This window comes from Bacillus sp. ISL-51 (genome assembly GCF_018613535.1).
GTDB lineage: Bacteria > Bacillota > Bacilli > Bacillales > Bacillaceae > Bacillus.
The window spans coordinates 34,184-56,143 of record NZ_JAGGQB010000011.1; the positions used below are offsets into that span (position 1 = coordinate 34,184).

General features: G+C 42.6%; 30 protein-coding genes. 10 read left to right on the forward strand and 20 right to left on the reverse strand.

Annotation, left to right across the window (positions count from 1 at the left end):
- The first annotated feature begins 343 nt into the window (after nucleotides 1–343).
- On the forward strand, nucleotides 344–697 hold the full coding sequence (locus J7E26_RS14440; protein WP_214799021.1) for a hypothetical protein: 354 nt from the start codon (nucleotides 344–346) through the stop codon (nucleotides 695–697).
- A gap of 24 nt (nucleotides 698–721) precedes the next feature.
- Entirely contained in the window at nucleotides 722–847 is a 126-nt protein-coding gene (locus J7E26_RS18485) for a hypothetical protein (protein WP_013352436.1), read from the forward strand.
- Nucleotides 848–900: 53 nt separating this feature from the next.
- On the opposite strand, the gene parC is transcribed toward J7E26_RS18485, so the two are convergent.
- The 3 genes from parC to J7E26_RS14455 all read right to left on the reverse strand — a co-directional run bounded on the left by parC (nucleotide 901) and on the right by J7E26_RS14455 (nucleotide 6,121).
- Nucleotides 901–3,324: a DNA topoisomerase IV subunit A gene (gene parC / locus J7E26_RS14445; protein ID WP_214799023.1), complete on the reverse strand. Its 2,424-nt coding sequence runs from the start codon at nucleotides 3,322–3,324 to the stop codon at nucleotides 901–903.
- A 2-nt stretch (nucleotides 3,325–3,326) separates the two neighbouring features.
- Nucleotides 3,327–5,294 (reverse strand): DNA topoisomerase IV subunit B, encoded by a 1,968-nt coding sequence (gene parE, locus J7E26_RS14450; RefSeq protein WP_214799025.1) that lies wholly within the window; start codon nucleotides 5,292–5,294, stop codon nucleotides 3,327–3,329.
- 419 nt (nucleotides 5,295–5,713) lie between these two features.
- On the reverse strand, nucleotides 5,714–6,121 hold the full coding sequence (locus J7E26_RS14455; RefSeq protein ID WP_214799027.1) for a CoA-binding protein: 408 nt from the start codon (nucleotides 6,119–6,121) through the stop codon (nucleotides 5,714–5,716).
- 151 nt (nucleotides 6,122–6,272) lie between these two features.
- Between J7E26_RS14455 and plsY the strand changes: the two genes are divergently transcribed.
- Nucleotides 6,273–6,854: a glycerol-3-phosphate 1-O-acyltransferase PlsY gene (gene plsY / locus J7E26_RS14460; protein WP_061521218.1), complete on the forward strand. Its 582-nt coding sequence runs from the start codon at nucleotides 6,273–6,275 to the stop codon at nucleotides 6,852–6,854.
- An 87-nt stretch (nucleotides 6,855–6,941) separates the two neighbouring features.
- Complete coding sequence (locus J7E26_RS14465) at nucleotides 6,942–7,229, forward strand: HesB/YadR/YfhF family protein (protein ID WP_214799029.1); 288 nt, start codon at nucleotides 6,942–6,944, stop codon at nucleotides 7,227–7,229.
- A gap of 33 nt (nucleotides 7,230–7,262) precedes the next feature.
- Here the strand turns inward: J7E26_RS14465 and J7E26_RS14470 are convergent, their stop codons facing one another.
- The 7 genes from J7E26_RS14470 to acnA all read right to left on the reverse strand — a co-directional run bounded on the left by J7E26_RS14470 (nucleotide 7,263) and on the right by acnA (nucleotide 12,053).
- Nucleotides 7,263–7,562 carry a hypothetical protein gene (locus tag J7E26_RS14470; RefSeq protein ID WP_214799031.1) on the reverse strand — a complete coding sequence of 100 codons (300 nt, stop codon included), beginning with the start codon at nucleotides 7,560–7,562 and terminating at the stop codon, nucleotides 7,263–7,265.
- A gap of 13 nt (nucleotides 7,563–7,575) precedes the next feature.
- The gene (locus J7E26_RS14475; RefSeq protein ID WP_061521221.1) at nucleotides 7,576–7,992 is read right to left on the reverse strand and encodes a YbgC/FadM family acyl-CoA thioesterase; all 417 of its coding nucleotides are present in this window, start codon (nucleotides 7,990–7,992) and stop codon (nucleotides 7,576–7,578) included.
- 83 nt (nucleotides 7,993–8,075) lie between these two features.
- Nucleotides 8,076–8,318 carry a small acid-soluble spore protein Tlp gene (tlp, locus tag J7E26_RS14480; protein WP_214799033.1) on the reverse strand — a complete coding sequence of 81 codons (243 nt, stop codon included), beginning with the start codon at nucleotides 8,316–8,318 and terminating at the stop codon, nucleotides 8,076–8,078.
- Nucleotides 8,319–8,342: 24 nt separating this feature from the next.
- Nucleotides 8,343–8,489 carry an acid-soluble spore protein N gene (locus J7E26_RS14485; protein WP_003153977.1) on the reverse strand — a complete coding sequence of 49 codons (147 nt, stop codon included), beginning with the start codon at nucleotides 8,487–8,489 and terminating at the stop codon, nucleotides 8,343–8,345.
- A gap of 63 nt (nucleotides 8,490–8,552) precedes the next feature.
- Nucleotides 8,553–8,678 (reverse strand): FbpB family small basic protein, encoded by a 126-nt coding sequence (locus tag J7E26_RS14490; protein WP_012117651.1) that lies wholly within the window; start codon nucleotides 8,676–8,678, stop codon nucleotides 8,553–8,555.
- Between the two features lie 78 nt (nucleotides 8,679–8,756).
- The gene (locus J7E26_RS14495; RefSeq protein WP_214799035.1) at nucleotides 8,757–9,266 is read right to left on the reverse strand and encodes a redoxin domain-containing protein; all 510 of its coding nucleotides are present in this window, start codon (nucleotides 9,264–9,266) and stop codon (nucleotides 8,757–8,759) included.
- Between the two features lie 60 nt (nucleotides 9,267–9,326).
- Complete coding sequence (gene acnA / locus J7E26_RS14500) at nucleotides 9,327–12,053, reverse strand: aconitate hydratase AcnA (protein WP_214799037.1); 2,727 nt, start codon at nucleotides 12,051–12,053, stop codon at nucleotides 9,327–9,329.
- 229 nt (nucleotides 12,054–12,282) lie between these two features.
- Between acnA and sspO the strand changes: the two genes are divergently transcribed.
- The 4 genes from sspO (at nucleotide 12,283) to J7E26_RS14520 (ending at nucleotide 13,735) form a co-directional block, all read left to right on the forward strand.
- A complete protein-coding gene (gene sspO, locus J7E26_RS14505) occupies nucleotides 12,283–12,429 on the forward strand; it encodes an acid-soluble spore protein SspO (protein WP_061521226.1) in 147 nt (48 codons plus the stop codon).
- A 29-nt stretch (nucleotides 12,430–12,458) separates the two neighbouring features.
- Nucleotides 12,459–12,605, forward strand: a complete 147-nt coding sequence (locus tag J7E26_RS14510) for a small acid-soluble spore protein P (protein WP_061528808.1) — start codon at nucleotides 12,459–12,461, stop codon at nucleotides 12,603–12,605.
- Nucleotides 12,606–12,698: 93 nt separating this feature from the next.
- Entirely contained in the window at nucleotides 12,699–13,070 is a 372-nt protein-coding gene (locus tag J7E26_RS14515) for an Hsp20/alpha crystallin family protein (protein WP_214799039.1), read from the forward strand.
- A gap of 236 nt (nucleotides 13,071–13,306) precedes the next feature.
- On the forward strand, nucleotides 13,307–13,735 hold the full coding sequence (locus J7E26_RS14520) for a DUF2621 domain-containing protein (RefSeq protein ID WP_214799041.1): 429 nt from the start codon (nucleotides 13,307–13,309) through the stop codon (nucleotides 13,733–13,735).
- Between the two features lie 27 nt (nucleotides 13,736–13,762).
- On the opposite strand, the gene J7E26_RS14525 is transcribed toward J7E26_RS14520, so the two are convergent.
- The 3 genes from J7E26_RS14525 to J7E26_RS14535 form a co-directional block, all read right to left on the reverse strand.
- Nucleotides 13,763–14,254, reverse strand: a complete 492-nt coding sequence (locus tag J7E26_RS14525; RefSeq protein ID WP_156476313.1) for a CcdC family protein — start codon at nucleotides 14,252–14,254, stop codon at nucleotides 13,763–13,765.
- A 79-nt stretch (nucleotides 14,255–14,333) separates the two neighbouring features.
- Complete coding sequence (locus J7E26_RS14530) at nucleotides 14,334–14,696, reverse strand: response regulator (protein WP_214799043.1); 363 nt, start codon at nucleotides 14,694–14,696, stop codon at nucleotides 14,334–14,336.
- Nucleotides 14,697–14,780: 84 nt separating this feature from the next.
- The gene (locus tag J7E26_RS14535) at nucleotides 14,781–15,485 is read right to left on the reverse strand and encodes a cytochrome c biogenesis protein CcdA (RefSeq protein ID WP_214799046.1); all 705 of its coding nucleotides are present in this window, start codon (nucleotides 15,483–15,485) and stop codon (nucleotides 14,781–14,783) included.
- Nucleotides 15,486–15,687: 202 nt separating this feature from the next.
- Between J7E26_RS14535 and J7E26_RS14540 the strand changes: the two genes are divergently transcribed.
- Nucleotides 15,688–15,855 (forward strand): aspartyl-phosphate phosphatase Spo0E family protein, encoded by a 168-nt coding sequence (locus J7E26_RS14540; RefSeq protein WP_214799048.1) that lies wholly within the window; start codon nucleotides 15,688–15,690, stop codon nucleotides 15,853–15,855.
- 79 nt (nucleotides 15,856–15,934) lie between these two features.
- On the opposite strand, the gene J7E26_RS14545 is transcribed toward J7E26_RS14540, so the two are convergent.
- The 6 genes from J7E26_RS14545 to yneA all read right to left on the reverse strand — a co-directional run bounded on the left by J7E26_RS14545 (nucleotide 15,935) and on the right by yneA (nucleotide 20,290).
- Nucleotides 15,935–16,153, reverse strand: coding sequence for a YneF family protein (locus tag J7E26_RS14545; protein WP_003221221.1), 219 nt, complete (start codon nucleotides 16,151–16,153; stop codon nucleotides 15,935–15,937).
- An 85-nt stretch (nucleotides 16,154–16,238) separates the two neighbouring features.
- A complete protein-coding gene (gene sirA / locus J7E26_RS14550) occupies nucleotides 16,239–16,685 on the reverse strand; it encodes a sporulation inhibitor of replication protein SirA (RefSeq protein WP_214799050.1) in 447 nt (148 codons plus the stop codon).
- Between the two features lie 153 nt (nucleotides 16,686–16,838).
- Nucleotides 16,839–18,842 (reverse strand): transketolase, encoded by a 2,004-nt coding sequence (gene tkt, locus J7E26_RS14555; protein WP_214799052.1) that lies wholly within the window; start codon nucleotides 18,840–18,842, stop codon nucleotides 16,839–16,841.
- Nucleotides 18,843–19,010: 168 nt separating this feature from the next.
- Nucleotides 19,011–19,244, reverse strand: a complete 234-nt coding sequence (locus tag J7E26_RS14560) for a DUF896 domain-containing protein (RefSeq protein WP_214799054.1) — start codon at nucleotides 19,242–19,244, stop codon at nucleotides 19,011–19,013.
- A gap of 68 nt (nucleotides 19,245–19,312) precedes the next feature.
- Entirely contained in the window at nucleotides 19,313–19,963 is a 651-nt protein-coding gene (locus tag J7E26_RS14565; protein WP_214799056.1) for a YneB family resolvase-like protein, read from the reverse strand.
- 15 nt (nucleotides 19,964–19,978) lie between these two features.
- A complete protein-coding gene (gene yneA / locus J7E26_RS14570; RefSeq protein ID WP_214799059.1) occupies nucleotides 19,979–20,290 on the reverse strand; it encodes a cell division suppressor protein YneA in 312 nt (103 codons plus the stop codon).
- A 157-nt stretch (nucleotides 20,291–20,447) separates the two neighbouring features.
- Here yneA and lexA point away from each other — a divergent pair, with 157 nt between their 5' ends.
- Nucleotides 20,448–21,068: a transcriptional repressor LexA gene (lexA, locus tag J7E26_RS14575; protein WP_214799061.1), complete on the forward strand. Its 621-nt coding sequence runs from the start codon at nucleotides 20,448–20,450 to the stop codon at nucleotides 21,066–21,068.
- A gap of 369 nt (nucleotides 21,069–21,437) precedes the next feature.
- Here lexA and J7E26_RS14580 read toward each other — a convergent pair whose 3' ends face one another.
- Nucleotides 21,438–21,863 carry a hypothetical protein gene (locus J7E26_RS14580; protein ID WP_214799063.1) on the reverse strand — a complete coding sequence of 142 codons (426 nt, stop codon included), beginning with the start codon at nucleotides 21,861–21,863 and terminating at the stop codon, nucleotides 21,438–21,440.
- Nucleotides 21,864–21,960 lie beyond the last annotated feature (97 nt).

Consider the following 21,960-nt stretch of genomic DNA (forward strand, 5'->3'; position numbering starts at 1 on the left):
TATGTTAGATTTTTTAACACAACGAGTATTATTATATCACAACATCATTGATTGAGAAGTTTTTCAACAAAATTATTTGGTTTTTTACGTATCGTTATGCCTCGCTCTGTTTATCTGCAGTCTGAAAAAACCCGTCACATCTCAGCCTTTATTTGCATAAGATAATAAATATAGTCTCTACCCGCTTTCTTCGGCTTGCTGATAAAAAATGAGTGAAGTAACGGCTCAGATGTTATATACTTAACCAGGATAATATTTTTTAATTTATTAAATGAGGTTTACTTTCAGTTTGAATTAGGGTATTATAATAAAAATATTCAGACTTATGAAGGGGGGAGAACATTTGAAAAAGATCCTGTTTTTAAAGGCATCTATCCTATTTTTAGCGATTGCAAGCTTTCATTTGCTCTCCATTCCCCATGCGTTTGACACCGCTCATCATTTTAAAGCAGTAGCCGACCAGCAGGAAATGCACGAAATGAAGGCCGGCCAAAATGTCGATGATGAGAAAAAGTCTTTGACGGGCTCATTTATACTGACGGCGCTTTTTGCCGCTTCTGTCTCACTTATCGTGATAGCAGACAGAAAAAGTCCGTCTTCCAGGAGAAGACAGCGTAAAAAAAGCTTTTTGATCGCTAAATTTTATCAGTCCTCGTATTTCGATGAGCTTCATGTTCAACATCGCCTATCTGTGTAACATAAAATGAGGAGGTTGTTAAACATGTTGTTTATCTTACGAATGGTGATCTTAGGCTTATTCTCATTCACTGCGTTGAATTTATTTGTATGGCAGGGAATTGAAGTTGTTCACGCCATTACCGATTTATTCGGCAGCCACGAAAGTTAAATTGTAAAACCCCCGCTCAAGTAAAATTGAGCGGGGGTATTTTATTTTTATTCTTAAACTTCAGATGACTCTGCACGCCATACATCTGTTACCGGCCCTGACTCATCTTCATCAATAAAGAAGGAACCGTTGCTGTATCTGTCGTTTGCCCTTAATGACTGAACGGCGACTTCGCTTCTCTCGCCTTTTTCTGTTTCCAGTATGATTCTGTCAGACTGGGGACATGCGAATAATCCCGTTACACGATGCGGATTCTTTTTGAGCTCGCGGAGCATGATGACCCCGCGTTTTGCTCTGGATGTTTTATCAAATTCAGAAAGATTCATTCGTTTAACGGCTCCGCGCTGTGTGACAAGCACAAGCGAATCTGTCTCGTGAAGAATCTGGCCTGATACAACAGCATCGCCGTCCTTTAAATTAATTCCCTTTACGCCGGCCGCCCGCGCTCCGACCACATTTACTTCATCTTCGCCAAACCATAAGCCGTATCCGAGGCGGGTCGCGATAAACAGCTGACACTCTCCATTTGTAACATGGACGTCGATCAGCTCATCTTCCCCTTTAAGGTTCAGGGCTACAAGCGCTTTCGAATACCGCTGCGCTTTGTAATGTGTCAGCTCGGTCTTTTTCACCATCCCGTTTTTTGTGAAAAACAATAAGTATGAGGATGGATCAAACTCTTTCACCGGAATGGCTTTCACGATCGTTTCATCCCGGTCAATTGTGATGAGATTTGTCACATGCTGCCCCATGTCTTTCCATCTGATATCAGGAAGCTGGTGAACGGGACAATACACATAACTTCCCTTATTGGTAAACAGCAGCAGGACATCTGTTGTATTCATCTCAAATTGATGAATAAGCCTGTCTGTATCCTTCATTCCGAAATCCTGGCCGTTAGAAGCGGCAAACGAACGCTGGCTTGTTCGCTTCACATAACCGTCTTTAGTGACCGTGACATACACGTCTTCTGATGCGACCATGACCTCAAGATTTATTTTAATTTCCTCAATTTTTTCCTCAATCACTGACCGCCTGCTGTCGGCATAGGTTTTTTTCAGTTTCTTTAAACTGCCCGTAATAACTTTTAACAGTTTTTTGTCATTGTTTAAAATGGCTTCAAGCTCATCGATTTTCCGGCTGAGCTCTTCCGCTTCTACTTTTAACGCTGTAATATCAGTGTTTGTCAGACGGTACAGCTGCAAAGAAACAATGGCCTCTGCCTGAGGCTCGGTGAAAGCGAATTTTGAGATTAAATTGTGTTTCGCGTCCCGCTTATCATTGCTGGCACGGATGACGGCAATGACTTCATCTAAAACTGACAGGGCCTTCATCAAGCCTTCAACGATATGATGTCTTTCTTTCGCCTTTTGCAGTTCGAAAATGGAGCGGTTTGTCACCACTTCCTTCTGGTGGGCAATATACGCGTCCAAAATGGCTGGGAGGCTCATCAGCATCGGCCGGCGGTTATGAATGGCAACCATATTAAAGTTATACGCCGTTTGCAAATCAGTATTTTTGTATAAGAAATTCAGAATGCCCTTCGCATCTGCTTCTTTCTTTAATTCAACGACTACCCGAAGGCCCGTGCGGTCTGTTTCATCACGCACCTCTGATATGCCCTCGACTTTTTTATCAATCCGGTATTCGTCCATTTTCTTCACAAGGTTGGCTTTGTTTACTTCAAACGGAATTTCGGTGATAACGATCTGCTCACGGCCGCCTCTGATGGTTTCCACTTCCGCTTTGCCGCGAATCATGATTTTCCCTTTACCCGTTTCATAGGCTTTCCGAATACCGTCTACCCCTTGAATGATGCCTCCTGTCGGAAAATCAGGTCCTTTGATGACGCCCATTAAGTCATCAACAGTGCAATCGGGCGATTCAATCCGTTTAATGACGGCATCAATGACTTCGCCTAAATGATGGGGCGGAATATCAGTGGCATAGCCCGCCGAAATTCCGGTCGATCCGTTGACCAATAAATTAGGGAACATAGCCGGCAGGACGACCGGCTCCTTACTTGTATCATCAAAGTTCGGAACGAATTCCACCGTATTTTTATCAATGTCCCGCAAGAGCTCAGACGCGATGGCAGATAATCTTGCTTCTGTATAACGCATGGCAGCGGGCGGGTCACCGTCAATGCTCCCGTTGTTTCCGTGCATTTCTATCAGCACATTTCTGACTTTCCAATCTTGGCTCATCCGCACCATTGCTTCATATACGGAGCTGTCCCCGTGCGGATGATAGTTACCGATTACATTCCCGACCGTTTTGGCCGCTTTCCGGAAATTTTTATCAAACGTATTTCCGTCTGCGTGCATGGCGTATAAAATTCTGCGCTGCACCGGCTTTAAACCGTCTCGTGCATCAGGCAGCGCCCGATCTTGAATAATATATTTACTGTAGCGTCCGAAACGGTCGCCGATTACCTCTTCTAACGGTAAATCATGAAATAATTCTGGCTGTGCCACTATTAAACCTCCTCAGCGACCGATAAGTTTTCATTTTCCAAAATATTGCTTTCCTCATCTAATCCAAAGGCAACATTCTTTTCAATCCATTTTCTTCTCGGTTCTACTTTGTCTCCCATTAATGTCGTTACCCGGCGCTCTACGCGGGCTGCATCATCAATTTTGACTCTTACAAGCGTTCGTGACTCAGGGTTCATTGTCGTCTCCCAGAGCTGATCTGCATTCATTTCTCCAAGGCCTTTATAGCGCTGGATCGTATAGCCTTTGCCGACCTTTTTTAACACGCTGTCCATTTCTTCATCGGACCAGGCATATTCAATGATCTCTTTTTTGCCGCTTCCTTTGCTGACTTTGTAAAGAGGCGGCAAGGCGATGAATACCTTTCCGTGTTCAATCAAAGGTTTCATATAGCGATAGAAGAACGTTAACAGCAGCACTTGGATGTGAGCGCCGTCAGTATCAGCATCTGTCATAATGACGATTTTGTCGTAGTTAATATCCTCTACCTCAAAATCCGCTCCCACTCCTCCGCCGATCGCATGAATGATCGTGTTGATTTCTTCATTTTTGAAGATATCGGCAAGCTTTGCTTTTTCTGTGTTAATGACCTTTCCGCGAAGCGGCAGAACGGCTTGGAATCTCCGGTCTCTTCCCTGCTTTGCAGATCCTCCGGCAGAATCCCCCTCTACGAGATACAATTCATTTTTGGCCGGATTTCTGGAGCCTGCGGGAGTGAGCTTTCCGCTTAATGTCGCTTCTGATTTTTTGCGCTTTTTGCCGCTTCTTGCTTCTTCTCTTGCTTTACGGGCTGCTTCACGCGCCTGGCTTGCTTTGATCGCTTTTTTGACAAGCAGAGTCGCCGTGTCACGGTTTTCCTCTAAGAAATAAGCAAGCTTTTCTGAAATGACGGCGTCTACGGCAGATCTTGCCTCACTTGTGCCCAGTTTTCCTTTTGTCTGACCTTCAAATTGCAGGAGTTCTTCAGGGATACGGACGGAAATGATCGCAGATAATCCTTCTCTGATATCCGTGCCTTCAAGGTTTTTGTCTTTTTCTTTTAAAAGCGCCACTTTTCTGGCATACTCATTAAACGCCCTCGTCATTGCCGTTTTAGCTCCCGACTCGTGAGTCCCGCCGTCTTTTGTTCTGACGTTATTGACGAATGACAGGATATTTTCGGAGTATCCGTCATTAAATTGGAACGCAAAGTCCACTTCAATGTCATGGTGCTCACCTTCAAAGGAAACCACTTCGCATAAAGCATCTTTTTCCTCATTTAAGTAAGCGACAAACGCTTCAATTCCGTTCTCGTAATAAAATACTTCCTTCATTTGATTCCGTTCATCAATGAGCTCTATTTTCAAGCCTTTTAATAAGAAGGCAGATTCGCGCAGACGTTCTGAAAGCGTATCAAAATTATAAACCGTTGCGCTGAACATCGACGGATCTGGTTTAAAATGCGTGAGGGTACCCGTTTTTTTGGTCGTACCGACTTTTTCGAGTGAAGTCGCCGGCTTACCGCCGTTTTCAAACCGCTGTTTATAGACAAAGCCGTCCCGCTCAATTGTAACGGTCAGCCACTCCGATAAAGCGTTTACGACTGATGCGCCGACTCCGTGCAGGCCTCCGCTCGTTTTATAGCCGCCCTGGCCGAATTTCCCTCCGGCGTGGAGCACGGTGAAAATGACTTCCGGAGTCGGTTTCCCGAGTTTGTGCATACCGGTCGGCATTCCGCGTCCTCTGTCTTGTACGGAGATGCTGTTGTCCTTATGTATAGTAACGATAATATGATCTCCGTATCCGGCGAGAACTTCGTCGACGGAATTATCGACGATCTCATACACCAGATGGTGCAAGCCGCGTGCGTCAGTCGAACCGATGTACATACCCGGTCTTTTTCTGACGGCTTCCAGGCCTTCAAGCACCTGTATGGCATCTTCGTTGTAATCAAATTGCTGTTTTCTAGCCAAACGTACAAACCCCTTTCAAAAAACCTGCTTAATCATTCTTTTTTTCATGTTTCATGTCTTTGTTTTAAGTATGCGCAAGCTTCGGTCCAATTCTCCTCGGACTCACAATTATAACCAATATGCTTGATTTCGCAACATTTTTGAGCGAATGGCTTATTTTTTAGGCCGCAAGACATACATTCGAATATCTTTTCATCTTTTTGGTGCCCTTTTTGGTAATGTAGAACATGAGTTCGGTTTCTATTATATCGATTTATGCCCGCCATCGCAAACAGACTGTAAAACCCCTGTATGGAAAGGGCTGCTAAAAAAGCTGTTCAAGCTTTATTGTATCTGTTTCACCATAATACGCAAATAGTATTCTTAAAATAAAAAAGCAAAAACCCCTGAACAGCCAAGGATCTTTGCCTTTTTTGTCTCTATTTTGTAACAGCGCGGGCGACTTTTATGCATAAATCCATAATTGCCGTACGTCCTTTGTCTTTAATCATGTCATAAGCTTCTTCATTTGCCAGTCCTTGCTGCGCCCAAAACACAGGAGCGTCTGTTTGCAAAAATTCTTCAGCGACGCCCGGCAGCTGTTCGGAACGTCTGAACACGTTTACAATATCAATCGGCCCTTCTACATCTTTCAATGAAGCGACGGCTTTGACGCCAAGGGCTTCATCAATCGCCGGATTGACAGGAATAATCTCGTATCCATCCTCCTGCATCGCTTTAGAAACCATGTAAGAAGTTCTGTCGGGCCGATCTGAAAGTCCGACGACTGCAATCCGTTTACTTCGGTCGAGAATGTTTTTAATCTCCGATTTTGAAGGGTTTTGCATCTATACCATCTCCTTTTCATTTATTTTACATGACGGGGGAGCCGGAATCAAAAAATGAGGTTTGCCAGCTTAATTCTCAAAAAACTTGTCATCAGACGGAGACAACTCGTGTTAAAATAAAGTGAAGGGACATTGAAAAGGAGAAATGTAGATGTTGATTGCTTTATTGATTATTTTGGCTTATTTGATAGGCAGCATCCCGTCAGGTTTAGTCGTCGGCAAACTTGCTAAAGGGATTGATATTAGAGAACATGGAAGCGGCAATTTGGGTGCGACTAACGCTTTTCGCACGCTTGGCGTAAAAGCGGGATCAATTGTTATTGCAGCCGATATTTTAAAGGGCACACTTGCCGCAGCACTGCCTTATTTACTGCACATTCCCATCCATCCGCTTCTTGCCGGTGTCGCAGCAGTTATCGGCCATGTGTTTCCCGTGTTTGCAAAATTTAAAGGAGGAAAAGCCGTAGCCACTTCAGCGGGCGTTCTGCTGTTTTATGCACCCCTGTTATTCGTCACGATGGTTGCTGTGTTTTTCATATTTTTATACCTTACAAAATTTGTTTCTCTGTCTTCAATGTTAACAGGGATTTATACGATTATTTATTGTCTGTTTGTAAAAGATCCTTATTTATTAATCGTGGTGACGCTTTTAACCGCGTTTGTCATCTACAGGCACAGAGCAAACATTAAAAGAATTATTAACAAAACAGAACCGAAAATCAAATGGTTTTGATAAAACTTCATTTTTGACAGCGAAAAGCCATATGCGTTTATAATAGAGATAATTTCTTTGTGAGTTACAAAAAAAGGAGTGTTCGGCATGAACATGAAAATTAACGAAGACGCGCTGAATTGGTACAAAGAAGAGCTTGATTTAGAAAGCGGCGATCAGGTGCGTTTCTTTGTACGCTACGGCGGCTGCAGCAGTGTACAAAAAGGCTTTTCCCTCGGTGTTTCAAAAGATGAACCGCAGAGCATCGGGATCAGTACGGAAATCGGAGGCATCACCTTCTTCATTGAAGAAAGTGACTTATGGTACTTTGATAACCACGATTTATCCGTCACGTACTCTGATCAGTCAGAAGAGCCGGTATTTGATTACCAATAAAGAAAAAAGAACGCATGCGATATGCGTTCTTTTTTATAGCCGGAATCGAGTCAGATGCTCTGTCAGATGTTCTTCCTCTAAAATGCTCTTTTGCGTCTCTCCAAGCAGATCAAAATGCGGATATTCATCTTTTCGGTGAATCCATTCCGGTTTCAGCCCGTATTCCGCTCCCCAGCTGATCAGTTTATCAATGTCGCTTGAACCGACCTTCGTCACGGTTTTTGCGTCCGGAAAGCGGTCATCCAGCCAATAATGCGTTAAAAAAGCGATCTCTCCTCTGGAAACAGCTTCTTTCCACCGTTCCAGTTCACTGCGTGTAATCCCAAATGCCATTTTCAGCCGCTCCTTATTTTTTTGCCTTTTCGTAAGCGGCATGCCAATCAGGAAAAGCCTTACGGAACTGAATCGGCTTGAAGCTTTGTTTATCGACACAGATATGAGAAGATGACGCTTCGATCGCAAGTTCATTTTGCGGGTTATAAATGTGATAGCCGTACACGGTTTTAAAACCGTTATATTCCTCAATCCACGTATGTACGGCAGCCGTTTCACCGTAACGGAGCGGTTTTTTATAAGAAATGTTAATGTCCACGACCGGTGAAAGAACCCCTCTTTCCTCCATGTCACTGTATAAAAAACCGAGGTCTTTAATTAATGCCGTTCTGCCGACTTCCATCCAGATTAAGTAGTTGGCATGATACACAATTCCCATTTGATCTGTTTCCGCGTAACGCACTTCTATTTCTTTTTTTGACACATGCAACGTTCTCTGCTCCCTTATCATTCAGATTAGCCCTATTTTATCACAACATGAAGGAAAGAGAAAAAACCAGGTTTCCCTGGTTTTTATGACTTGTATCCATTTTCTCTCGCAGCGGATTCATCTTGAATTTCATTGCGAAAAGATTCAATGCTTTCATTTCGTCTGGCGTTTTTTTCCTGAATCCGCTGTTTTTCTTCTTCGGTCGCGAATTCCATTGATTCTTTTGATTCTTCTATATTTTCAATTGTATTTTGCACCATATCCTGCAGTTTTTCAACGTTGTCAGAACGGTCATCAGGATTTGGTTTTCGGTATTGATTCGTCATATTGTCTGTTCTCCTTTTATCGTGTTATTCGCCCTTTGTTTGCATGACAATCGGATGTCCGTTTGATTTGTCATGAAACTTTTCCCCTTTGTTGCGTTTATACTTAACAGGCTTTGTCCCTAAATGGCTGGGAGCGTATTGCGGCTGGCCGTCTTTCTTGTTTATACCCATGTTCATCCCTCCTTAAGAGTATATTTCGCAAAAGGAGGAGCAAACATGACTGCAAATTAAAGGTTATTTTTGTTTGAACCGCTGCTCCAGCTTTTCCTCTAGCTGATTCAAGTATTCCGTGTTGGTCATCAATTCACGCTTATTTTCCATAACCAATTCATGAAAAGAGCGTTTTCTCATTTTTTTCAATCTTCTCACCTCCGTGTTTTCTTTCATTTTTTCCAATTTTTTAAATGATAAGCCTTTCAGCATAAAAAAACTGAATCTCTACTTGAGATCCAGTTTTTGTTTCATTTCTTTTTTTGTCATTGTCCCGACACGGATATGCTTAATGGTGCCGTTTTCATCAAGTATGTACGTTGTTGGGTAAGACAGTACGTTAAAATCCGCGTTCACTCCGATTTTGTCAATCAGGATAGGAAAGGTTAAATGGTATGTGCCGGCAAACGACTTCACGGTTTGACTGTTTTTTTCGGAGGACGTAAAATTCACGGCCACTACCGCAACATCAGGATATTCCTTTTGCAGTTCTTGCATATCTGGCATTTCTTGACGGCATGGCTTACACCACGTCGCCCAAAAATTCAGGAGCACTTTTTTTCCTTTATAGTCAGACAATGAGGTGTTTTCCCCTGACAGTGTTTCAAGCGTAAAGTCAGGCGCCTTCATCCCTTCTTCAATGCCTTCTTTTGGGCTTTTTTGTACGGCATATATATTCCAGCCCGCGTACGCTGCTAATCCGACAAGAAAAATTCCAGCAATCCATTTCATGAGCATCGCACATACCCCCGCATAAAAAGAAGAGAAAGCAGTATTGCTTTCTCTCTTCTGTTTATACTACTGTTTCATTTTATCGCGAAGCACCATTTGTAAAATGCCGCCATGGCGATAGTAATCAATTTCCACTTCACTGTCAAAGCGGACGATAACTTCGAATGTTTTGACTGTGCCATCTTCACTAGTCGCTCTGACTGTCAGCAAGTCGCGAGGACGAACTGATTCATCCACATCCACCTCAATGACTTCTTTTCCGGTTAAGCCGAGTGTATCCGCGCTTTCACCTTGTTTAAATTGAAGCGGCAGCACACCCATAAAGACGAGGTTGCTTCTGTGAATTCTTTCAAAGCTTTCGGCAATAACGGTTCTAATTCCGAGCAGGTTTGTTCCTTTTGCCGCCCAGTCACGCGAAGAACCCATACCATAGTCTTTACCCGCAAGGACGACAAGACCTGTTTTGTCGTCTTTATATCGCATACAAGCGTCATAAATGGATGTCACTTCACCAGTAGGCCAATATGTCGTGTAGCCGCCTTCTGTGCCCGGCGCGATTTGGTTTTTAATACGGATATTTGCAAATGTTCCTCTCATCATGACTTCATGGTTTCCGCGGCGTGAACCGTAGGAGTTAAAGTCACGAGGTGAAACGCCTTTTTCCTGCAGGTATTTACCAGCTGGTGTATCTTTGCCGATCGCTCCGGCCGGAGAAATGTGGTCTGTCGTAACAGAGTCGCCGAATTTACCGACTACGCGAAGGGCTCTTAACGGCTCCACTTTTCCAGGCTCTACAGACATTTCTTCAAAGAACGGCGGATTTTGAATGTAAGTGGAATCATTATCCCATTTATACAATGCTTCGTCCGTTGTTTCGATTTCATTCCAGCGCTGGTTGTCGTCAAATACGGTTTCATATTCTTTACGGAACAATTCAGGAGTAACCGTTTGTTTAACAAGTGAATTGATTTCATCCATTGACGGCCAGATGTCATCGAAGTAAACGTTTTGTCCGTCTTTTCCGACACCGATCGGATCACTTTTTAAGTTAATGTTAACTGTTCCCGCTAATGCGTATGCTACAACAAGCGGCGGAGAAGCAAGGTAGTTTCCTTTGACAAGCGGATGAATCCGGCCTTCAAAGTTACGGTTTCCTGAAAGAACAGAAGTGATCAAAAGGTCATTTTCAGCTACTGCTTCTTCAATTTCAGGAGAAAGCGGGCCTGAGTTTCCGATACATGTCGTACAGCCGTATCCGACAAGGTTAAAGCCGAGCTCTTTCATGTAAGGAAGAAGCCCTGAGTTTACTAAGTAACCTGTAACAACCTTTGATCCCGGAGCAAGCGATGTTTTAACGTAATTTGGCACTTTCAGACCTAATTCAACCGCTTTTTTCGCAACGAGTCCGGCGCCGATTAACACGTAAGGGTTTGACGTATTCGTACAGCTTGTAATGGCTGCGATCGCAATTGCCCCCGTTTTCATCACTGTTTCTTCGCCGTTAAGCAACTTGAAAGAGATTTCTTTATTAGCTTCTGCAGCTTCCAGTCCGAATCCTTGGTTGCCGGCAGGGCTTACGAGATGCTTTTTAAATGTTTCCTGCATCACAGATAGCGGAATTAAATCTTGCGGACGTTTCGGACCTGATAAGTTCGCTTCAATTTTTGACAAATCGATTTCCACGATGTCTGTGAAGCTAGGCTCTTCTGCATCAGGAGTAAAGAATAATCCGTTATTGCGGCAATATGCTTCTACAACGTCGATTTGCTCTTCGTCACGGCCTGTCAGGCGCAAGTAAGCAAGCGCTTCGTCATCAACCGGGAAGAATCCGCATGTCGCCCCGTATTCCGGCGCCATATTGGCGATTGTAGCCCGATCAGCAAGCGGAAGTTCAGCGACGCCCGGTCCGAAAAATTCAACGAATTTATTTACAACGCCTTTTTCACGAAGCACCTGAGTAACTTTCAGCGCTAAGTCAGTCGCTGTTGTTCCGTTCGGCAGTTTTCCGACAAGTTTCGCGCCGATTACCTCAGGAACTGGGAAATATGAAGGCTGGCCGAGCATTCCTGCTTCCGCCTCAATTCCGCCGACACCCCAGCCGAGAACGCCGATACCGTTGATCATTGTCGTATGGGAGTCTGTACCGACGAGTGTGTCAGGGTAGGTTACAAGTTCTCCGTCTTCATCTTTCGTATGAACGACACTTGCTAAAAACTCAAGGTTTACCTGATGCACGATACCTGTTGCAGGCGGAACAGCCTGATAATTATTAAACGCTTTCTTTGCCCAGCTTAAAAATTTGTAGCGTTCTGCATTTCTTTCGAATTCTAAGTCCATATTAATGGCTAACGCGTCTTCCGTACCCGCTTTGTCTACTTGCACAGAGTGGTCAATCACCAGGTCAACCGGGATTTCAGGATTGATTTTGTCCGGGTCTCCGCCGACAGATGCCATCGCTTTTCTCAAAGAAGCCAGATCAACCACAGCAGGAACGCCGGTAAAGTCTTGCAAAATGACCCGTGACGGTTTAAAAGGCACGTCAATGTCTTTTAATTCAGCAGTACCCCATTTTGCTAAATTTTCGACATGTTCTTTTGTAATCACGCGTCCGTCTACCTGACGCAAAACGGATTCCAGCAGAACCCTAATAGAATAAGGAAGTTTTGAAACATTGCCGACCCCTGCGTCTTCCAATGCTTTTAATGAATAATAGTGATATGTTTTCCCGTTAGAAGAAAATGTTTTTTTCGCTTGGAAAACGTCTTGTGTTGCGACTTTTTGCTGATTTGTCATTCTCCAAAATCCCCCTTCAATGATCAAGATCTTTCTTTAGATGAATGTTACATTCCATCACAATTTTCTCACAATTTCATCTTAGTATAAAATCATACATAAGTAAATATCAATGTTTTTATTAAATACAATAAGATCGTCTTATCAGCATATTTTCGGTAAATTTTGTCCGGTTTCTTCCCTCATACTAACCGCCGGAAAAAGCCATATTAATGATGAGGTGATGATCATGGTAAAACGGAAAGCCAATCATGTGATTAACGGCATGAATGATGCGAAAAGCCAAGGAAAAGGCGCCGGTTATATAGAAAATGACCAGCTTGTCCTGACGGAAGAACAGCGGCAGAACAACAAAAAAAGAAAAACAAACCAATAGCCGTCACACCTTAAAAGGAGGCTTTTTTAATGACGAATAAAAACTCAAGCAAAGATATGCATAAAAATGCGCCGAAGGGTCAGAATCCCGGCCAGCCGGAACCATTAAGCGGAAGCAAAAAAGTGAAAAACCGCAACCATACTAGACAAAAACATAATTCAAGCCACGATATGTAAAACAGACCTTAGTGTCTGTTTTTTTGTTACATTCACCCATTTGCCCCTTTTGCATACGTTATAGCAAGGTTTTTAATATGGAGGTATGCTTCCATGAACCACTCAAAAAATGATGAAGAATTCGATGATATGGAAGAATGGCTGCGGCAATTTTACGAGGATCCGTATGCTTGGTATGACGAAACACTGCCGATTGATTTATATGAAACAAGTCAGCAATATATAATTGAAGCCGATCTGACAGCTTTGCAGCCCATCCAGATGTTGACCGTCACGCTTTCAGGCTGTGAATTCATTTTGTCTGTCAAATCTGCTGAACGGACGCTGAAAAAACAAATGATGCTCCCCTTTTATTTGAATGACAAACATATTTACACAGACTTCACAAATCATATTTTGACCGTCTCCATGAATAAGGAAACAAATGAGACCCCCGCCTCTTTCTCCTTTCAATTCCCGCTATAAGACATAAAAAAGTCACTTTCATCCCTCAATGAAAGTGACTTTTTTGTCCGCTCGTTTTTGTCATATACCCTCAAAAGTGAGTCTCCCATGGCCAAATAGCAGAATCACTATACAATAGAATATGATCTATCAATTCATTTGACTAGACGTCTATCATTTTTTTCTATTCTTTTTTTCATGTTCTTCTATTCTTACTTCGTATACAATATGGTTAAAGTAAGGAGGCGGGTAGAACTATGCTGGCAGGTTGGTTTATGTGGTTTATTTTATTTTGGGTCATCGTGATGATCGGTTTATTGTCAATCGGCGGGTTTTTTATGTTTCGGAAATTTTTAAAACGCTTACCAAAAGAAGACGGCCGGTCAGAACTGGATTGGCAGGACTATTACATTGAAAAAAGCAGACACTTATGGAGTCCGCACGACAAAGCATTTTTGGATGAGTTGGTCGCTCCCGTGCCAGAGCTGTTCAGGGACGTCGCGAAAGCTAAAATCGCCGGAAAGATCGGTGAACTTTCTTTACAAGAAGAAGCGGAAAAAATGAACCAGGACTTAATTATCAGAGGTTATATACTGGCAACCCCTAAACGTGATCATCAATTTCTGAAAAAGCATCTTCGTGAAAAACAGATTGACCTCACGCCTTACCGCGCTCTGCTCAAATAAAAAACCTTTCCGTCTGCCGGAAAGGTTTTAATTCATCTGAATATCAGCAGTCTTCAGCTCATTCGAAAGCTTGCGGTAAGAAACGAACATGGCGATCCGCCAAGGCACGATCATTCCGAAGGCTAAAATCCAAAACATCCCGCTTAAAGCTCCGTAATCAATCGTCGTGCTTAAAATGGATTTCATCGCAATTCTGATGACCAATAACCCGATCAGGATAAAGACAAACGCCTTTGACCGCTTTAAGTAGATTTCATTATTTTTAATTTCAAATTTAGAAGTTTTTATTAGAAAAATAGAGAAAATGACGCCTAATGTAATGGCTTCCAAAAACTCTTCGCCAGTCACTCTGAAGAACGGAATAAAAAACATAAGCGCTCCCGTGCTCATAAAGATCGGCGGGAGAATAATTTTTTTCGGTGAAGCTGGCTTGTCGGAGGATTTAATCCTGACAATCATCACGGCAATTGCCATGGCCGCTGCAATAACAGATGAAATTATAATCATCATATTTATCATTCCTTTGCTTGCACGGAGTTTGATACTATATACTATACTCCAAAAACATAAAAAAAACCAATTTGAAAAGAAAACACGTTTAGGCTCCCATTACACGGGCCACGGCCTCCAGGACTTTCGATTCCTCAAACGGCTTGACGATAAAGTCTTTCGCGCCTAATTCAATCGCCTCCAGGACGATCCGCTGCTGGCGCATCGCGGTGCACATGATGACATTCGCTTTCGGATCAAAAGATAAAATATCTTTAAGCGCCTTGATGCCGTTTTTCACCGGCATGGTAATGTCCATTGTCACCAGGTCGGGCCGGAGTTTTTGATACAGAGCCGACGCTTCCTCGCCGTCCGCTGCTTCTCCGGCTACTATGTAATTCGCCGATTCCAGGATTTCTCTGATTTTCACCCTCATGAACTTGGCGTCATCTACAACTAAAACTCGTGTCATATTCCCCTCCAGATATTCAACATTAACTAGTCTTATTGTACCAAAAACGAAAGGGTATATAATAGTTCAAAAGTTATTTATTCCTTACAGTCCTGTGAATCCTCCAAAAAGATTTGACAGAATGATCAGGATAAAGCTCATCCAATTAAAAAACAGCATAACCCCGATCACTATCATGAGAATACCGCCTGCTCTCATCATAAGAAGCTGATGTTTGCGAATCCAATTCATCCTTGTAATAAAAAAAGAGAGAATAAGAAATGGAATGGCAAACCCGAGTACATATAAAATCATGTACGGCACTGCAGAAGAAGGATTTGTACCCGCCAAAGAAAAAACAGCTCCTAAAATAGGCCCGCTGCAAGGCGACCAGCCGGCAGCAAAAGCGAGCCCTATCAGAATGGAACCGACAAATCCTCCCGGCCGGTGCTTAAAATGAATCCGCCGCTCTTTCATCATCATCTTTGGCTGGAACACACCGGCTGTAATCAGGCCGAACAATATCAGCAAAATGGCGCCGAGCTGCCTGATGGCTTCATGATAATGCGTAAACAAACTGCCGATAAACGAGGTTCCGTAGCCCAATGCGATAAAAATCACTGAGAAACCAAGCAAAAAACAAAGCGTATGGAACAAACCGCGCTTTTGTAAAAGTACTTTTTCTGTTTTGACCTCATCCATACTGACGCCCGTTATATATGACAAAAAAGCTGGATACAGCGGCAGGCAGCATGGAGAAATGAAAGACAGGAAACCGGCTCCAAATGTCAGAAAGTAATTAAAACTCACCGTGACACACTCCTTTCAAGTTATGACAAAATCATTTCATTTTTTTAACACTTTTCCTCGAAGGATTACTTTTTATAGAAAAAGCTTATATAATTTAATTTGACATCGAGACATTATACTCCTTCTTATTTGAAAAACAGTATAAATGTGGATATAATAATAACAATCAATGAAAGATTTATGTATGAAAGGATATATCCCTGTGATTAGAGAGCATCTATTAAATGAAATTGAAAAGAAACGGGCAGAGCTGCTTCAAATCGTCACGACGAACGGAATGACATCTCACATTACGATAGAACTCAGCCAGGAGCTAGACCACCTTCTCATACAATATCAAAAGGAACTGCACGCCAGCAGTATGGGGTGAAAAATGATGCCAAAATAAAAAACCCTCACCGGGTTTTTTATTTTATAACCATGTTTCTCTATATCATAATCTTTACGTATTATTTCGTTTGATTATTCATGGCTTTCATCATTTGGTTAATTTTCTTTTGAGAAGGTTTCATTCCCATTTGCATCATCATCATGCGTAACATTTGTTCATTAATAGGCGGATTCTTTTTCAAATAGCTCATCATATATTTACGAGCAATAAAAAACCCGAGTGCAACACCTATGAGCAATGCCACAACGCCCACTAGGATGCCAACCCATAAAGTCATTTTATTTCCTCCTTCATGTTGTCTAGTTTAAAGTGTACTAAACCAAATGCTATTATACAACATTTACATCTCTTTTTCCTCGGTTTTAGACAAAATTTCTTTCCTTGACCGGATTTAACCACCCGTACCGCCGCGTTCTAAAATCCATAGCAAGAAAGCACGGACTGATTTTACGGAGAATCTCAAAGAAAATCGTTTCTGCCTCATAATCTCCGGATGCCGCAATCTCAATCAAGTTTTCTTTCATCATAAAAGAGGCATGGCCCTTTGCTTTCGGCAGAGTCAGTCGGTAAATCGAATCCAAACGGCTGTAACTCACACGATTTAAATGCAGCTGCAGGCGCTGATGCATATGTAATACCGGAATCGGTTCTGTTATATATTGAATTTGCTTTTCAATCATTTGATATTGCTGGGGTGTTAGATTCGTCCAATGATAGTCTTGAAACAGCTCAAACATAGCGGTTTCCCGCCCGAAGTAGTGGTTCGCAAACTCATCCTTGATCAGGTACGTATAGTAATGACGTTCCATTTCCTCATCCCCTTTTACAGCGCTTCATTTATTGCTCTCTATTATACAAAAGAAGAAAAGAAAGTATTGTCTATTACTGTTACGGCGCCCCTTCTATTTTTGTCGTATATACATGAAAAAGAGAATGATTTGACTCATCCTCTTTTGTCAGCATTATTTGTTTACTAGTTTCTTCACGCGGTCAGCCACGTTTTCTGCTGTAAAACCGTATTCCTTCATAATTGTTTCTCCCGGAGCGGAAGCGCCAAAGCGGTCAATTCCGAGAACCTCTCCGTCAAGGCCGGTGAATTTGCCCCATCCGAATGAAGAGCCCATTTCAATCGCAAGACGTTTTGTCACATTCGGCGGAAGCACGCTGTTTTTGTACTCTGCAGATTGTTTTTCAAAACGATCCCAGCTCGGCATGCTGACAACTGATACTTGAATGTTTTCTTCAGCAAGCTTCGCCTGTGCTTCAATCGCAAGCCCGACTTCAGATCCTGTAGCTAAAAGAAGAGCATCCGGTGAATCCGTTTGAGCTTTAGATACGACATACGCTCCTTTTTCTACTCCTGCTGCCGCTTCATCAGCCGACTGATCGATGGTAGGCAGATTTTGACGTGTCAGCACAAGCGCCGTCGGATGATCTTTGCTTTGAACTGCGAGCTTCCAGGCAGCCGCAGTCTCATTTCCGTCAGCAGGTCTGATAACGGAAAGATTCGGAAGCGCTCGTAAAGAAGCAAGCTGCTCAATCGGTTCGTGAGTAGGACCGTCCTCACCTACTGCAATGCTGTCATGTGTGAAAACATATGTCACAGGGAGTCCCATTAATGAAGCAAGACGAATCGCCGGTCTTAAATAATCGGAGAATACAAAGAATGTACCGCCGAAGACGCGAAGGCCGCCGTGAAGAGCCATTCCGTTTAAGGCTGCTCCCATGGCAAATTCACGAACACCGAACCAGAAGTTTTTGCCGGAGTAGTCTTTTGCCGTACAGTCTCCCGCATTTTTTATTGTCGTTTTGTTTGAGCCTGCTAAATCCGCAGATCCCCCGACAAAGAAAGGAACTTTTTTAGCGATGCCGTTCAGCACCTCACCAGAAGACGCCCGTGAAGCAAGGCTGCTTCCTTTTTCATAAACCGGAACCTCTTGATCCCAGTCTTTCGGAAGTTCGCCTTTGATGCCGAGTGACAGCTCTTCCGCAAGCTCAGGATATTTTTCTTGATAAGCGGAGAACAGCTCATTCCATTCCTGTTCTTTTTTCTCTCCGGCTTCTTTAACAGCTTTACGGAAATGCTCATACACTTCTTCTGGAACATGGAAATCCTCTTCAAATGTCCAAGCATATGCCTCTTTCGTCAGCTTGCTCTCCTCTTTTCCTAGCGGAGCGCCGTGAACGCCTGATGTGCCCGCACGGTTTGGAGAACCGAACCCGATTGTTGTTTTCACTTCGATTAATGTCGGTTTTGTATCATTTTGGCGCGCTTTTTCAATCGCCGCCGTCAATTCGTTAATATTGTTTCCGTCCTCTACATAAAGGACTTCCCAATTCATAGCTTCAAAACGCTGTTTGACATTTTCAGAGAAAGAGCGGTCTAAATCGCCGTCTAAAGAAATGTCATTAGAATCGTATAGTACGATAAGCCGGCCTAATTGAAGATGGCCTGCAAGCGAAGCAGCTTCAGAAGAGATGCCTTCCATCAGATCGCCGTCACCGCAAATGCCGTATGTATAATGATCAACCACGTTGAATGAATCACGGTTATATGTTTCAGCCAAATGGCGTTCAGCCAGCGCCATGCCGACTGCCATAGCGATACCCTGACCAAGAGGCCCAGTCGTTGCGTCTACACCTGCCGTATGTCCGAACTCCGGATGTCCCGGTGTTTTGCTTCCCCATTGGCGGAATTGTTTGAGATCGTCAATGCTGAGATCATATCCGCTCAAGTGCAGCATGCTGTACAAAAGCATTGAACCGTGCCCAGCAGATAATACAAAGCGGTCTCGGTTAAACCAGCTCGGATTCTGCGGATTCACATTCATAAAATTCGTCCATAATGTGTAAGCCATCGGCGCAGCCCCCATCGGCATGCCCGGATGTCCGGAATTTGCTTTTTCAATAGCGTCTATAGATAGTGTACGTATGGTGGCAACTGATTTCTTTTCAATTGTATCCATCATAATCCCCTTCCTTATTGTTGTACCCTTTCATCATAAAGTGATGCCGACTTTTTCTCAACTCTTTCAGCTTAAATTTGAGATAAACTTGTTGAATTTTGTCGTAAAGCAAGGTCTGGTATTAGTATATACGAAAAAAGAATACGATATTGCCGTATTCTTTCTTTTTTAATGAAGTTTATTATTTTTTTGTTCTCTTTTTAATTTTTCTGGAGTGACGTCATTGCCTTCCGGATCAATGATTTTTACGCTTTTTAATGTATTTTTCATTGAAGAGCGGAAGCCTTTCAAATACTCCTGGCGCAGCTTTTGCTGTTCCGCTTTTTCCTCATCTGTTATCGTGTTTGCCTTGGCTTTTTGAGCCAGTTCGTTAATTCTCGCAATTTTTTCTTTAGAAATCATAATAATCTCCTTTGGTGCGTGTTGATTATATACTACTAAATCATGGTGTGTTTTACAACTGATGCACGTCAGCTTTCCTCTTTGTCCTGTGTATATTCCTGAAAGCGCCGGTGAACCGTGGCTTTTGACACATCATAGCCGAAACCTCTTAAGGTGGCTGCGATCTCTGCAAAGGTGAGCTTATTGGCTCTGAGCCGGACAATTTCTGAAACGGGGACCTCTATCTTTTCTTTCCCGCTGTTTTCATGTCTGTTTTTTAAGTTCCGCTCAGGTTTATAGCCGTTTTTGACCGCTCTTTTCATACCGCGCCTGATTTTCATATTGTGAATCTTTCTTTGATATTCCTCAACAATACTGACTATTTCAAGCACCATCGAATCGGCTTCTGAAAGTTCAAGTTCTCCTTTATGGGCTGTCGTATAAATTTTTACGTTTTCTCTATAGATACAGTGCAAAAGCGCGATTTTGGCATTTCCTCTGCCGAGCCTTGTTTCGTCCTGCACCAATATCGCGTCAATGTCTGATTTTTTAATTTCATCCAGCATTTCAAATACCCCGTCACGGTCCATTTCATAACCGCTGGCTTTTTCAGAAATGACTTTTACGACTTCCATGCCGTTTGCTGCTGCGATCTCACTAAGCTCCTCTTCTTGTCTTTTTAAAGACGTTTGCTGCTGTTCTTTGTTTGTGCTTACACGGGCATAAATGAGCGCCTTCATTTCTCTCTGTCCTCTCTATTTGACGATTGCCAGCTGATACGCGGCCGGATGCTCCTTCTTCAAAGGAAGAATCAGCTCGTCTCCCGGTTTTATATCAGCGGTTTGGAGATGGTTATTCTCCGTCACCCACTCAATGAAATCCTCTTTATTAATCTTTTTCTTCTCAGCCACATGATCCGCAAGTGACCACAGTGTATCGCCGTCCTGAACTTTTATTTTAACATACTGGCTAAGCCCTTGATCGCTGCCTGCACAAGAGACAAGTAAAATAGCAGCGCCTAAAATCGCAGTGAACAGACCGACAAATATGATAGATTCTTTAGCCATCAAAACAACCTCCAATAAGAATGTTTGTTCGCTTTTCATATCACTCAGTATATACGAACAAACGTTTCTGTCAATCGTTTTTTTTCGAACCTATGTTTGTACTGTCAGGAAAATCATGCTATAATCTACTTAAAATCGACGTTTTGAGGTGCGAAAAATGACGAAGCTATCAAAAAGGCAACTTGATATCCTGCGATTTATTAAAGAAGAAGTCAAAACTAAAGGGTATCCGCCTTCTGTAAGAGAGATTGGAGAAGCTGTAGGGCTGGCCTCCAGTTCAACCGTCCACGGGCATTTGGCGCGGTTGGAGACAAAAGGTCTGATCAGACGGGATCCTACTAAACCGAGAGCGATAGAGGTATTGGATGAAGAAGAAGTTCAAATACCGAAAAGCCAGGTCGTAAACGTTCCCGTTATCGGAAAAGTAACAGCTGGAATGCCGATTACAGCCGTTGAAAATATCGACGAATATTTCCCTCTTCCGGATCGTATGGTTCCCCCGGGTGAACATGTGTTTATGTTAGAAATTATGGGTGAAAGTATGATTGACGCCGGCATTTTTGACAAAGACTACGTCATTGTCAAACAGCAAAATACGGCGAATAACGGAGAAATCGTCGTGGCTATGACTGAAGATGATGAGGCAACGGTCAAGCGCTTCTATAAAGAAGAGAATTACGTGCGTCTGCAGCCGGAAAATCCGACGATGGAACCGATTATCCTGCAAAATGTAAGTATTCTCGGAAAAGTCATCGGCGTATTCAGAACCGTTCATTGATTCTATTAAACTTACATTATTTTAAAAACCCCTTTTTTGAAAAGGGGTTTTTTCATTGTATAAAAAACAGGTTCGTCCTGGCTTGGAAACGAACCTGCTGCTAAGGAGGAAAAACTTACATCATGCTTACATCCTTATTATCCAACATTTTGGTTTTGAAATCAACTAATAGTGTTTCTTCAAGGAAACTTTTTTACCGAAGCGCAGTCTTTATTGATTTGATCGGGGGAAATCATCATGATTTATCCAGTTTTTATTGAGCGGGCGATACTTTTTAAATATGAAAATTTAGTACATAGTACAATAAGTATCTAATAAACACAACATTATTTACTTAAAAAAACCGCTTTCACAGCGGAGTTCGTTTTTTTAATCAAAATGATAATACCCTACGCCGTAAAATCCTTTTATATGTGCTGGTTCACAAAGGTTTGAAGCGCTTTCGATTAATATTCTGTATTTATGGTATGGATCAATCGATTTTTTATCCTGAGCACTGAGGTTTAACCAGCTGCCGCTGAAGTTTTTAGTACTTAATGTATAAAAGTTTCCGTTCAATGCCGTTCTCTGGAGCTTCACATTTAACCCGCATGAAGAGTTATTCAAAATTGTGAACTTGTATCCTAAAAAATAATCGTCAGCTGGAACAGTCCCGGGGTCATCAATATAAAACTCTTTAGCATCTCCATCCAATGTAAAACTCGTTTTCAATTCGAAGTCAGTTGTTGCGGCACTAACAGACTGTATTCCGCAAAAAGACAAAAAAACAGCAATTACTATCCATATTTTTTTCAATGTCCATCCCCCTTTTTACAAATTTTAACTTCCGGTTTTTAACATGTCTATTCACATTTTACAAAAAATACACCATCCACCCACAAAATACCAGTTT

Excerpts from the sequence above, each read along its gene's own strand:
- J7E26_RS18485 (WP_013352436.1), top strand. The coding sequence starts at position 722 with ATGTTGTTTATCTTACGAATGGTGATCTTAGGCTTATTCTCATTCACT.
- J7E26_RS14455 (WP_214799027.1), bottom strand. The coding sequence starts at position 6,121 with ATGCAAAACCCTTCAAAATCGGAGATTAAAAACATTCTCGACCGAAGT.
- plsY (WP_061521218.1), top strand. The coding sequence starts at position 6,273 with ATGTTGATTGCTTTATTGATTATTTTGGCTTATTTGATAGGCAGCATC.
- J7E26_RS14465 (WP_214799029.1), top strand. The coding sequence starts at position 6,942 with ATGAACATGAAAATTAACGAAGACGCGCTGAATTGGTACAAAGAAGAG.
- J7E26_RS14470 (WP_214799031.1), bottom strand. The coding sequence starts at position 7,562 with ATGGCATTTGGGATTACACGCAGTGAACTGGAACGGTGGAAAGAAGCT.
- tlp (WP_214799033.1), bottom strand. The coding sequence starts at position 8,318 with ATGACGAATCAATACCGAAAACCAAATCCTGATGACCGTTCTGACAAC.
- J7E26_RS14485 (WP_003153977.1), bottom strand. The coding sequence starts at position 8,489 with ATGGGTATAAACAAGAAAGACGGCCAGCCGCAATACGCTCCCAGCCAT.
- J7E26_RS14495 (WP_214799035.1), bottom strand. The coding sequence starts at position 9,266 with ATGCTCATGAAATGGATTGCTGGAATTTTTCTTGTCGGATTAGCAGCG.
- acnA (WP_214799037.1), bottom strand. The coding sequence starts at position 12,053 with ATGACAAATCAGCAAAAAGTCGCAACACAAGACGTTTTCCAAGCGAAA.
- sspO (WP_061521226.1), top strand. The coding sequence starts at position 12,283 with ATGGTAAAACGGAAAGCCAATCATGTGATTAACGGCATGAATGATGCG.
- J7E26_RS14510 (WP_061528808.1), top strand. The coding sequence starts at position 12,459 with ATGACGAATAAAAACTCAAGCAAAGATATGCATAAAAATGCGCCGAAG.
- J7E26_RS14515 (WP_214799039.1), top strand. The coding sequence starts at position 12,699 with ATGAACCACTCAAAAAATGATGAAGAATTCGATGATATGGAAGAATGG.
- J7E26_RS14520 (WP_214799041.1), top strand. The coding sequence starts at position 13,307 with ATGCTGGCAGGTTGGTTTATGTGGTTTATTTTATTTTGGGTCATCGTG.
- J7E26_RS14525 (WP_156476313.1), bottom strand. The coding sequence starts at position 14,254 with ATGATAAATATGATGATTATAATTTCATCTGTTATTGCAGCGGCCATG.
- J7E26_RS14530 (WP_214799043.1), bottom strand. The coding sequence starts at position 14,696 with ATGACACGAGTTTTAGTTGTAGATGACGCCAAGTTCATGAGGGTGAAA.
- J7E26_RS14545 (WP_003221221.1), bottom strand. The coding sequence starts at position 16,153 with ATGACTTTATGGGTTGGCATCCTAGTGGGCGTTGTGGCATTGCTCATA.
- sirA (WP_214799050.1), bottom strand. The coding sequence starts at position 16,685 with ATGGAACGTCATTACTATACGTACCTGATCAAGGATGAGTTTGCGAAC.
- tkt (WP_214799052.1), bottom strand. The coding sequence starts at position 18,842 with ATGGATACAATTGAAAAGAAATCAGTTGCCACCATACGTACACTATCT.
- J7E26_RS14560 (WP_214799054.1), bottom strand. The coding sequence starts at position 19,244 with ATGATTTCTAAAGAAAAAATTGCGAGAATTAACGAACTGGCTCAAAAA.
- J7E26_RS14565 (WP_214799056.1), bottom strand. The coding sequence starts at position 19,963 with ATGAAGGCGCTCATTTATGCCCGTGTAAGCACAAACAAAGAACAGCAG.
- yneA (WP_214799059.1), bottom strand. The coding sequence starts at position 20,290 with ATGGCTAAAGAATCTATCATATTTGTCGGTCTGTTCACTGCGATTTTA.
- lexA (WP_214799061.1), top strand. The coding sequence starts at position 20,448 with ATGACGAAGCTATCAAAAAGGCAACTTGATATCCTGCGATTTATTAAA.